This is a genomic window from Aquimarina sp. BL5 (assembly GCF_003443675.1).
Classification (GTDB): Bacteria; Bacteroidota; Bacteroidia; order Flavobacteriales; family Flavobacteriaceae; genus Aquimarina.
Map to the genome: position 1 here is coordinate 4,360,760 of NZ_CP031963.1, position 11,642 is coordinate 4,372,401.

An 11,642-nucleotide genomic window follows, 5' to 3' on the forward strand; every position below is an offset into this window, starting at 1 on the left:
TTATAACTGCTCTTTAATCTTCAGCAATTGTCCTCTGATAGATTCTAGCTTTCTAATGATATCAAAACTATCAAGAGCCTCTTGTTTTTGTTCTTTGAGATGAATTTTAGCACCTTCTAGCGTAAACCCACGTTCTTTTACCAAATGATATATGAGCTCCAAGTTTTTGATATCTTCTGGAGTGAACTTTCTATTTCCTTTAGCATTCTTTTTTGGTTTTAGAATGTCAAATTCTTTTTCCCAAAAACGGATAAGAGAAGCATTTACATCAAATGCATCGGCTACTTCGCCAATACCATAGTACATTTTTTTTGGTAAGTCAACATACATAGTTAATTCTCATTTTTTTGGGTAAAACTTCCATCTTCTTCAAACACCAAGTTGCTTTCCGGAAAATCTTTCCCAGTCAGTTTTTTAATTTCTTTTAGCGCTCTTTTTTTATCATCGATAAAAGGATATACCTCATCAATCTGTTTAGCAGAATGAAGCTTACCTTTGATAAAATTTCCTTCTGGATCTACTTCTATTTCAGCAATAGGAGCGTATCCTTTAATTCCAGTTAAATTAAACCTGGAATAGGTGCAAAAATTACCTAAACTGTAGGCGATAAACTTATTGTTGTAAACCTCAAAAGCTCTTGATACGTGAGGGCCATGTCCTAAAATAATATCAGCTCCGGCATCTATCAGCGTATGAGCAAATAGATAGACATTTCCACGATCTTCTCCATAAAAACGTTCCGTTTTTCTGGTTACGTGTGTATGATCCGCTCCTTCTGCTCCACCATGAAAAGAAACAATAACGATGTCTACTTTTTCCTTTAGTTCTTTAACAATGCTTTTTGCTTTTGTTAAGTTATGAATTTTTACGCAATCTTTGTTTGGGGCAAAAGCACAAAATCCATATGTGATTCCATTTTTTTCGAATATAGTGGATTCCTGAGCGAAAATCCCGGCATAGGCAATATTATGTTTTTCAAGAGTTTTAGCAGTATTTCTAATACCAATAGCCCCAAAATCTCCAATGTGATTATTGGCAATACTCATAACATCGAATCCAGTTTCCTCTAAGTATTTGCCGAAAGATTCTGGAGAGCGAAATGAATAGCATTTAGAAGGATCAGAACATCGTTTTGCATTTTCACCTTCATCAGTAAGTGTGCCTTCTAAATTACCAAAAAGAATATCAGCTTCTTTTAAAACAATATTTACATCATCAAAAGGACCTTTATCACCAGGAGGCATATAATGCTCCTTAGGAAAATTTGTTCCCATCATGATATCTCCCACGGCCATCAATTTTATGCTTTTTGGAGCCGAAAGTTTTTCCATTTCCAACTTGAAATTCTCAACGATTCCCGTCATGGAGTCAATAGCTTCTTTTGAAAATTTCTGTCCTTGTATAGTGTAACTAAAACCAATTAGAATTACAAAAAGAAGTGCTTTACGCATAAGATTTAATCTAAGGTTTCATTAATCAATTTGGAAGCTTCTAGCATTATATTAAATTCTTCAGAAGTTAAACTTCCATAGTAAAAGTTACGTGGATTGATGCGTTCACCATCTTTGAATATTTCGTAATGTAAGTGAGGGGCAACAGATCTCCCGGTACTTCCTACATAACCTATAACATCTCCACGTTTTACTTTCTGCCCTTTTTTTACATTGTATTTATTTAAGTGGGCATAAAGACTCACATAGTTAAAACCGTGGTCGATACGAACGTGCTTTCCATAACCTGTAGAATTAGCATCTGCTCTAGTAACTACACCGTTACCAGAAGCGTATATTGGAGTTCCTGTAGCAGCAGAAAAATCCATGCCATAATGGAACTTTCTTGCTTTTGTAAAAGGATCACTCCTCCATCCATATCCCGAAGCCATGCGTTTTAAATCAGAGTTTTGTATAGGTTGGATGGCTGGTATTGTGGATAACAATTCTTCTTTTTGCTCTGCTAAATCTTTAATTTCATCCAGAGAAATAGATTGTACTGCTATTTGTTTAGTGAGCTTATCTATTTGCTTTTGGCTTTCGATAATCATTTCTGAGTTATCATAACCTTCATAACCTTTATATCTATTAACTCCTCCAAAACCAGCTTCTCTTACTTCTGCAGGAATTGGTGGAGCACCAAAATAAAGTCTATATATATTATCATCTCTTTCTGCAATTTCGTCTAGAACCGCATGATCTTTCTTCAGTTGTTTGTTCATAAGCGCATACTGAAGCTTCATGTTTTCCAATTCTCGTTTATATGCTTTTTCCTTGGGAGTCTCTAATTGAGGGATGTTTAGGTAGATTAATAATAACACAAAACCAGCTAAAAAAGCACCGAGAACACCTAAAATAGCAAAGCCAAATTTGCGTCCTTTCTTTTGCTCAATTCTACGATAAGATAGCGTCTCGCTATCGTAGTAATATTTAACCTTTGACATAATCTAAAATATACTATTTTTGCAGGATATTAGCCAAAAATAGGCTTGTTTATACTTTGGGGCTGGAACAAATATAATAAAATGTGACCAAGTCCAGAAAAAACTGACAAATATCGATAGCATATCTTCAGATAACTAACGGTAATTAATTGATTATAAAGAAAATATAAAAAAATGAAATCCCAAGACATCAGAAACCAATTTTTAGCGTTTTTTGAATCCAAAAAGCATAGTATCGTGCCTTCTGCACCTATGGTGATTAAAGACGACCCTACCTTGATGTTTACCAATGCGGGGATGAATCAGTTTAAAGAATTCTTTTTAGGAAACGGAATTCCAAAGAATAATAGAATTACCGATACGCAAAAATGTCTAAGAGTTAGTGGTAAGCATAATGACCTGGAAGAAGTAGGTATGGATACCTATCACCATACGATGTTCGAGATGCTGGGGAATTGGAGTTTTGGTGATTATTTCAAAACAGAAGCTATAGAGTGGGCTTGGGAATTATTAACAGAGGTTTTTGGGATTGATAAAGATATCCTATATGTCTCAGTTTTTGAAGGAGCAAAAGATGAAAACCTGAATATGGATCAGGAAGCGTATGATTTATGGAAAAATATAGTTCCAGAAGATCGTATCATCATGGGTAATAAAAAGGACAACTTTTGGGAAATGGGAGATCAAGGACCTTGTGGACCTTGTTCAGAAATTCATGTAGATTTAAGATCTGAAGAAGAAAAAGCAAAAATACCTGGTCGTGATTTAGTGAATCAGGATGATCCATTAGTGGTGGAAATTTGGAATCTTGTTTTTATGCAATATAATCGTAAGGCAGATGGTTCTTTAGAAAAACTACCAGCACAGCACGTAGATACAGGAATGGGATTCGAACGATTGTGTATGGCGCTGCAAGGTGTGAAATCTAACTATGATACGGATGTGTTTACTCCAATAATTAGGGAGATAGAGACTATAACCAATGCTACCTATGATAAAGATAGTTTACCGACTGATGAAAACGGTAAAGTAAGTGTGGCAATCCGTGTGATTGCGGATCACCTTAGAGCCGTTGCATTTTCTATAGCAGATGGTCAATTACCAAGCAATACGGGTGCAGGATATGTAATCCGAAGAATTTTGAGAAGAGCTATCAGATACGGGTTTACTTTTTTGGATACCAAAGAGCCATTTATTTATAAACTGGTAGATACGCTTAGCAATCAAATGAGTGATGCTTTTCCTGAATTAAAATCTCAGAAAAATTTAATCACCAATGTTATAAAAGAAGAAGAAAACTCATTCCTAAGAACGCTAGACCAAGGATTAGTATTGTTAGATAATGTAATTAAAGGGACTAAAGGAAAAGTGGTATCTGGAGAAAAAGTGTTCGAATTATACGATACATTTGGTTTTCCTGAGGATCTTACAGCTTTAATTCTATCTGAGCAAGGATATGAATATGATATAAAAGTATTTAAAGAAGAATTACAAAAACAAAAAGATCGTTCCAGAGCCGCTTCTGAGGTGAAAGCTGGAGATTGGGAGATTTTGATTCCTAATGCCAAAGAGGAATTTATAGGATATGATCATACTTCAAGCGAGACAAAAATATCTCGATACCGCAAAGTGAACAGCAAGAAAGATGGAGAGTTGTATCAATTGGTTTTAGATAATACACCTTTTTATCCAGAGGGTGGAGGACAAGTTGGAGATAAAGGATATCTAGAAGCTTCTAATGGTGGTGTATGCTATATAATAGATACTAAAAAAGAGAATAACTTGATTATTCATTTTACAAAAAGTTTACCTAGTCATATAGAAGACACTTTTACAGCAGTAGTAAGTGATAAGGCGCGTGCTACATCGGCGGCAAATCACACCGCAACTCATTTATTGCATCAGGCATTGCGTTCAGTTTTAGGAACTCATGTAGAGCAAAAAGGATCTATGGTGCACAGCGCAAACTTACGTTTTGATTTCTCTCATTTTGCTAAAGTATCCTCAGATGAGTTACAACAGGTAGAAGATTTTGTGAATGCTAGAATAAGAGAAGCGTTACCGCTGGAAGAAAAACGAAATATATCCTATGATCAAGCTATTGCTGAAGGAGCAATTGCTTTGTTTGGTGAGAAATATGGAGATGCTGTTCGTGCAATCCGTTTTGGAGAATCTATGGAATTATGTGGAGGGATCCATGTGCAAAACACTAGTGATATATGGCATTTTAAAATAACATCAGAAAGTGCAGTAGCGGCAGGAATCAGAAGAATTGAGGCGATTACCAGTGATGCAGCTAAGGATTATTTTACCAACCAATCCGAAGCGTTTTCTGAGGTGAAAACTATTTTGAAAAACCCAAAAGACCCTATCAAAGCAATTACTGCATTGCAAGATGAGAATACAAGTCTTAAAAAACAGATTGAAGCACTACTCAAGGATAAAGCGAAAAACCTAAAAGGAGATCTTAAGTCAGAATTTGAAGAGATAAACGGTATTAAGTTTTTAGCTAAAAAAGTAGATCTTGACCCGGCAGGAATAAAAGATTTATCTTTTGAAATAGGAGGAGAAATAGAAAATACATTTATGCTTTTTGGAACTGAGAATAATGGTAAAGCATTATTATCTTGTTATATTTCTAAAAACCTAGTCGAGGAAAAAGGACTAAATGCTGGTCAGGTAGTTCGTGAGCTTGGAAAGTACATCCAAGGTGGTGGTGGTGGTCAACCGTTCTTTGCAACAGCCGGAGGTAAGAATCCAGCAGGAATAGAAGAAGCTTTGGAAAAAGCTAAACAATATGTATAACTAAAAATATATCCCTTAGCACTCTTTTGTGGGAGAAGTTAAGGGTTTGTAAGTCAATGATTCTACAAACCAAAATACCCTTAAAACCTCAGCAACCTAAAATAGATTACGATGCTGATTTATTATTGTTAGGATCTTGCTTTGCTGAAAATATCGGAGAAAAGTTTGAGTATTTTAAGTTCAAAACCTTGATCAACCCTTTTGGAATACTTTTTCATCCGAAAGCAATTGAAACTTTTCTTTGGATGGCTACTCAGAAAGAAAAATATACTGAAACTGATTTGTTTTATCATAATGAACAATGGCATTGTTTTGATGCACATTCTAAGTTAAGTCATCCAGATCAGAAACAGTTGTTGCAATCTCTAAATGAATCCTTGGCTCATGCGCATCAGAAGATTCAATCTTCTACCCATATCTGTATTACATTAGGTACGGCTTGGGTATATCGTTTACAGTCACTGGATATGGTGGTTGCAAATTGTCATAAAGTACCGCAAAAGGAGTTTGTTAAAGAGTTATTGTCTGCAGAGGAAGTGTGTCAGTGTTTGCAAAATAGTATTGGTCTGATTAGAAGTCTAAATCCAACTGTAAAGATTATATTCACCGTATCTCCAGTTAGACATAGTAAGGATGGTTTTGTAGAAAATAATCTAAGTAAATCACACCTGATTGCTGCAGTGCATAAAGCAATAACTTCTGATAATAACTGCGGTTATTTTCCTTCTTATGAAATTATGATGGATGAACTAAGAGATTATAGATTTTATGATACGGATATGATTCATCCAAGTAAGGTTGCTATCGATTATATATGGGAATATTTTAAACAAACTTGGATTTCTGAAGAAGCATTAAAAACGATGCATAGAGTTAAGGAAATCCAAAATGCAATAGCCCATAGGCCATTTAATCCAAAAAGCAAGCAGCATCTTTCTTTTCTGCAAAATTTAGAACACAAAAAGCATGAACTTCAACAAAAATATTCTTTTATTACATTCTAAAATACTTGAAGTTGTAAAAAAGAAATAGTTACTTTTTAAATATACTCGATAAAAATTGTATACTACCTGCTATAACTCCTACTCCAAATGAATCTGTACCATAAGGATTATCCCAGGATTGTTGTTGCTGTAAAGAGTTATTTACTAGAGGATCAAAAAGCGATTTATGAGTAAACGCATTGTTTCTTACTACTAAAAATGGACAAACTCTTGAAATTCCAAAAGAAGGATAGTCTGATACTATTATAGTTCCTAAGAATTGCCTATAGTTATAATCGTTTTTGCTAATCCCTGTTAAACGATAATTAATAGGAGTGGTAACTGGAATAGAGTCTATGATCAATGTTTTAGTTGTCTTCTTATAACTTAAGGATGGTGTTTGTATGGATTGAGAACACAAGGAACCGATAAAAGTAAATGATATAATAAAAAATAGAAGTTTAGAATTTCTCATACTAGAAAAATTAGTTGATCAATTAGATTGTTTATAGCATCAAAAAACATTCCATAAGTATATATATTATAATGTTGACCTATTGGTATTTGGTAACACTAAAGGTTAGGATAGATACATAAGTACAAAAGCTTTATTGTGAGGTTTTTTTACGTGAGATCGGGTAATAACTATATTGGTTATGCCCGATCTTTATCTAATTATTTCTTCTCAGTTCTTCTTCTAGTATAACGATTTTGGTTTCTAAATCGTGCAAACGATCATATACATCAACTGGTTCCGGCATTTGTTTAGAAGCAAACATTGTAACATACCAAGCTTCCATGATTTCTTCTGAATTGATGGTATAGGTTGGGTAATTACCATCTTTGTTGTCGGATTTAAGAATGAGCTTTCCTCGTTCCTCGATTCTATTAATAATTCTTTTTAATACGATACCATCATTTTTACTTACAATAACATAGATGCGTCCATCCTTAATATCATTCAAATCCTCAACATATTTGCCAAAAACCAAATCTCCATCAAAAAAAGTACGCACCATAGAATTCCCTTGTACTTCAAAACATCTAAAGGTACCATTAGTTAGATGTGGCATATTAAAAGAAGGTAAGGTTTCTATAAATTCGGTATCTCCATATCCATCCAGATATCCGGCTCTTGCTTTGATGGGGACATATACTACATTTTCATCGCCTTCTTGATTTACAGCAACTACTTGTGGAATTCCACCATATGTTTGAGTTTCTTGATGTTTTTGTTTCAATAATTCCTTACTTTTTCCAAAAAGGTACTCTGGATCAATATCGAATTCATCAATAATACGTTCCAGTAAATCATATCCGGGTTTAGTTCGCTTTCTAGAACCATCAGACTGTAGTCTTCCTGTGGTAATGCTATCTATTGTTGTGCTTGTTACGCCTATTCGTTTAGCAAAAGAATGATTGTTTAAGCCAAAAAAATCTATTATTTCCCTAATCTTTTCATCTATCGCTACCATTTTTTAAATTTTTTAGTTAAAAACATATGATGAAAATAAATTTAAACATTTTACAGAATATTTCTGTATTTTGTTGCTATTTTCTGTAAAATGTTGTATATTTGTACTGTAATTAGTTGCTAAAGTACGAAAAATAATTCATAATCAAACATTTGTGTTATTTCTATTGCAACATTTTCAGGTGAACTAGTATAAGACGTCGTGCTAAAATCACTTTAGACGGTTAACTATTCAAACAAAAGTTTGAATAGGGTGGTATTTCTGTGTCTAATTTAAAATTAAAAAAGACCTATGCAACGAAGTAGACTGTTATTAGAAAAGCGTAAACAGTTTGTTCAGAATTATGTCGAAAACAATTCAGAAAAACAAATGAAAGTCATTGTCGAAGAGTTGATAGATCAGCTCTTCATTTCAGAAAAAACAATTTATAACATTTTAAAAGACTAAACATGAGTCAAAACATTAAGAACACATTATACAGATTTGTAACCATGCGTTCTCCAGAATTAATCGGGGATCAAGAAAAAGCAAATGGATTTATTAGTTACCCATCCGTTTCTAATGATAGCGTAATTATCTCAGCGGCTAGATCTTCAGGTTCTATTGAGATGGCTACTAATGCTCTTGCTGAAGCGGTAACAACGTATGTTCCGAAATACACTTCTATTGATGATCTTAAGAATGATGTACCAGATTTAGTGGACTTTGCCAGGTGGTTAATTGCAAATAGAACAAAGTTAACAGTTGCAGAAACTGATGCTAAAATAGCAGATGTGGATGGAGAAGTGCTTACGAATAGACAGTTATTACAGATATGGGATGATTTACATAGCAGTATTTTAACAGAAGGATCTCCTTATTTAAGAGATTTGTTGTTGTCATTAATTGTAGCGGACTATTTTGTAAAAAAGTCTGTTAGATTAGAAAAAACAGATGAAGCTTATAGAAAATTAGCTCAAACCAGAGTTGTTATTGATAAATCTTTATTCGATCAAGGTTCGAGTCCGATAGACCCTAGACCTGATCAGCCTGTAATGGCAAAAGATTTTCAGAAAGAAATGAATATTGCAATAGCTACGGAGAAAAATGATGAGCTAAATGTTATTCTTGCAGAGGTGGAGCGTGCAGAAAACCTCTATATTAAAGAAAATCAAAAAGCACAGGAATCTTATCAAAAAAAATATGATGGCCAGATACAGAAAGCTTATGCTGATGCTACTATTATCGATAAAGTTATAGAGGATTCTGATACGGGTAATAATATAGCAATTCAAAAATATGAGAATTTAAAACTTCCAGAATATGATTTTATTCCAACAAATGAGTTAGAAGACCCTAAGGTTCTTAGTTTGTTAGGTGATAATACAAAGTCTTATGTAAATTCTTTAAGTACGAATTTCCTAATAGATTCTCTGGCAGAAGTAAAGGAAATGGTCTCTGAAAAAATCAAGGAGAACAATGAGGTTATCTCTGAGAATACTGAATTAGGAACAAAGCAAATAAACGTGTTGGGAGCAACGTTTCCAGTATTGGGAGTTTCTGATGGAAGTGCGTTTACGTATAGTTGCTGTACTTTGGGACAGATTGAATCTAATCGATATTCGATTATAATGACCATAAAAGTTCCAGATTCGAGTCTTGATGTAGCAAGTACTTTATATCACGTAAACTTTGCAGACGGCACGAATAATACCAATGGAGCTTTTACGCAAAGGAAATTTAACAATAGTATATCTCTTATTTTATCAAAAGGGATCATAATTAATAAACCAATTGCACGATTTAAGGGTGATATTACATTCTCTAATGGAGCTAAGTACAAATTCAATATTCCTGGGTTTAGTACCAATGGATGTTCTACTGGAACATTGACATTAGTTTCTGGAGGTAATCCAGGAAGTTCTGACGATGAAGCGCCTACTGGTTTTGGAATTCAACGTTTAGGAATAGCAGATTATCGTAAAGTAGAGCAGGAAGTGTGTTGTTATGTTCCAGGAGAAGTTTCTCATATCGAGAATATTATGGCGCGTGAGTATAAAGAAAAATCTACCAGAAGATTGCGTAGACAAGAAGATACTCTGACTACATCCACGGAGCAAGAAACGGAAACCTTAACGGAAACAACCTCTACTGGGCGTTTTGAGATGAATCAAGAGGTAGCAAGTATAATTGCTAAAGACCAATCCTTTGCTGCAGCGGCTGGAGTGTCGTATTCTAATGCCGGATTTAGTGCCAACGCCAATGTGAGTTATGCTAATAATACTAGTAAAGAAGAATCAAATCTTCAAGCAGTAAGCCAAGCAAAAGAATTAACAGAAAGAGCATTAGATCGCGTAGTGCAAAAAGTACGAGAAGAACGTGTGACTAAGGTAATCGAAGAATACGAAGAAAATAGTTCGCACGGATTTGATAACCGCAAAGGAGACAAGCATATCTCAGGAGTATATCGTTGGGTGGATAAAATTTATAACAATAGCATACTAAACTATGGTAAGAGATTGATGTATGAATTTATGATTCCTGAACCAGCTGCTTTTCATGATGAAGCGGTAAGGTTAAAAGGAGATATTGATGCAGAAGTCTTAATAAAACCCGTAGATCCAAGAGTATCAAGTTCGTTTAATCTTTCTAATCCAACAAAGATAAATGATAGTACGGTTTCACATTGGGCTGGAGTCTATAATGCAGAGGTGGATAGTATTTCCAGAAGAATAAAAGTTTCTGAATCCTTTAGCGTAAATGGGAATACCTATATGAGCGCGCATAATTATCCAGGTGCTAGTAATTTTAATATGAGAATTCCTGAAGGGTATAAAGCTACCTATGCTAATATGGATGCAGGATTTGTTTTTGTTCCAAAAGGGATAGAATATACATACGCTACGGTTTCAGTTGGTGATTATCATTTCTCAAAAGGAGGAGCAAGTTGGGATGAAAAACGAAGCTTTTCTCTTGGAGGTATTGAGAATGAATTAGCAGTTTCTGTTTCTGGCGCAGATGTCGGAGGAGTTCGTATTAATGTAGTAGCTCACTGTGATTTAACTGATAAAGCACTTAAAGAGTGGCAACAACAATCTTTTAATGCAATTATTGAAGCTTATGAGACCAAATTAGCCGAGTACGAAGAAAAAATTGCAGAACAAAGAAAATTACAAGATGAAACCTTTAAGACAAATCCGGGATTCTATCGTCAGATCGAAAAAACGGTGCTTCGAAAAAACTGTATTACGTATTTGCTAGGTAATGAAAATATTGGTAAAGATATGATTCTGGAAAGAAATAAATTAGGAGAAATCAGACCAGATCATACAAACGATAGATTAGATTCATATGCAGCAAAAGTTAAGTTTTTTGAACAAGCTTTTGAATGGGATATTATGAGTTATCAGTTCTACCCGTTTTACTGGGCGGCAAAATCTAAATGGAGTGGTAAATATATCGTAGAAAATAATGACCCATTATTTAAAGCATTCTTGCAGAGCGGTATGGCCAGAGTAATTATTACAGTACGTCCTGGATTTGAAGAAATGGTGAACTGGTATCTGGCAACAGGTCAGATCTGGAATGGCGGTCAAGTGCCAACCATTGATGATGAAGAGTTTGTTTCTATTGTAGAAGAACTTCAGAATCCAGAAAGCGTAGTAGAAGAAACTTGGGAAACTCGTGTTCCTACTTCTCTAACAGTTATTCAGGCAGGATCAATTGGCCTTAATGTAGAAGGATTACCATGCGATTCTGATTGCGCAGACTGGTCTCAGTTTGATTCTGATCTTAATCCAATCCAGCAAACCAATGAGCTTATTGGGGGTGATAATGAATCTACAGATACGGTAGGTGTTGGATCTGATGCAGTAGGTGATACAGCAGTATCATAATTTCATTTTGAATATAAGGAAAAGGTGAATTGTAAAACCTAAAAAAAATGGTTTCAAATTCACTGCATAC

Annotated in this window: 9 protein-coding genes; 4 read left to right on the top strand and 5 right to left on the bottom strand. The window is 34.6% G+C overall.

Annotation, left to right across the window (positions count from 1 at the left end):
• From D1818_RS18045 to D1818_RS18055, 3 genes are read right to left on the bottom strand one after another with little or no spacing between them, the layout of a single operon-like run.
• On the bottom strand, window positions 1-330 hold the full coding sequence (locus D1818_RS18045; protein ID WP_027395257.1) for a MerR family transcriptional regulator: 330 nt from the start codon (window positions 328-330) through the stop codon (window positions 1-3).
• 2 nt (window positions 331-332) lie between these two features.
• On the bottom strand, window positions 333-1,451 hold the full coding sequence (locus D1818_RS18050; RefSeq protein ID WP_118460411.1) for a CapA family protein: 1,119 nt from the start codon (window positions 1,449-1,451) through the stop codon (window positions 333-335).
• A 5-nt stretch (window positions 1,452-1,456) separates the two neighbouring features.
• Window positions 1,457-2,434, bottom strand: coding sequence for a M23 family metallopeptidase (locus tag D1818_RS18055; protein ID WP_118460413.1), 978 nt, complete (start codon window positions 2,432-2,434; stop codon window positions 1,457-1,459).
• Between the two features lie 174 nt (window positions 2,435-2,608).
• On the opposite strand from D1818_RS18055, the gene alaS reads away from it, so the two are divergent.
• Window positions 2,609-5,239, top strand: coding sequence for an alanine--tRNA ligase (alaS, locus tag D1818_RS18060; RefSeq protein ID WP_118460415.1), 2,631 nt, complete (start codon window positions 2,609-2,611; stop codon window positions 5,237-5,239).
• Window positions 5,240-5,295: 56 nt separating this feature from the next.
• Window positions 5,296-6,243: a GSCFA domain-containing protein gene (locus D1818_RS18065; protein WP_118460417.1), complete on the top strand. Its 948-nt coding sequence runs from the start codon at window positions 5,296-5,298 to the stop codon at window positions 6,241-6,243.
• 28 nt (window positions 6,244-6,271) lie between these two features.
• Here the strand turns inward: D1818_RS18065 and D1818_RS18070 are convergent, their stop codons facing one another.
• Both D1818_RS18070 and D1818_RS18075 read right to left on the bottom strand, forming a co-directional pair.
• The gene (locus D1818_RS18070) at window positions 6,272-6,697 is read right to left on the bottom strand and encodes a hypothetical protein (RefSeq protein ID WP_118460419.1); all 426 of its coding nucleotides are present in this window, start codon (window positions 6,695-6,697) and stop codon (window positions 6,272-6,274) included.
• A 196-nt stretch (window positions 6,698-6,893) separates the two neighbouring features.
• A complete protein-coding gene (locus D1818_RS18075; RefSeq protein ID WP_118460421.1) occupies window positions 6,894-7,697 on the bottom strand; it encodes a S24 family peptidase in 804 nt (267 codons plus the stop codon).
• Window positions 7,698-7,988: 291 nt separating this feature from the next.
• On the opposite strand from D1818_RS18075, the gene D1818_RS25425 reads away from it, so the two are divergent.
• Window positions 7,989-8,144 (top strand): hypothetical protein, encoded by a 156-nt coding sequence (locus D1818_RS25425; protein WP_158596859.1) that lies wholly within the window; start codon window positions 7,989-7,991, stop codon window positions 8,142-8,144.
• 2 nt (window positions 8,145-8,146) lie between these two features.
• Window positions 8,147-11,572 carry a hypothetical protein gene (locus D1818_RS18080; protein WP_118460423.1) on the top strand — a complete coding sequence of 1,142 codons (3,426 nt, stop codon included), beginning with the start codon at window positions 8,147-8,149 and terminating at the stop codon, window positions 11,570-11,572.
• The last annotated feature ends 70 nt before the right edge of the window (window positions 11,573-11,642 follow it).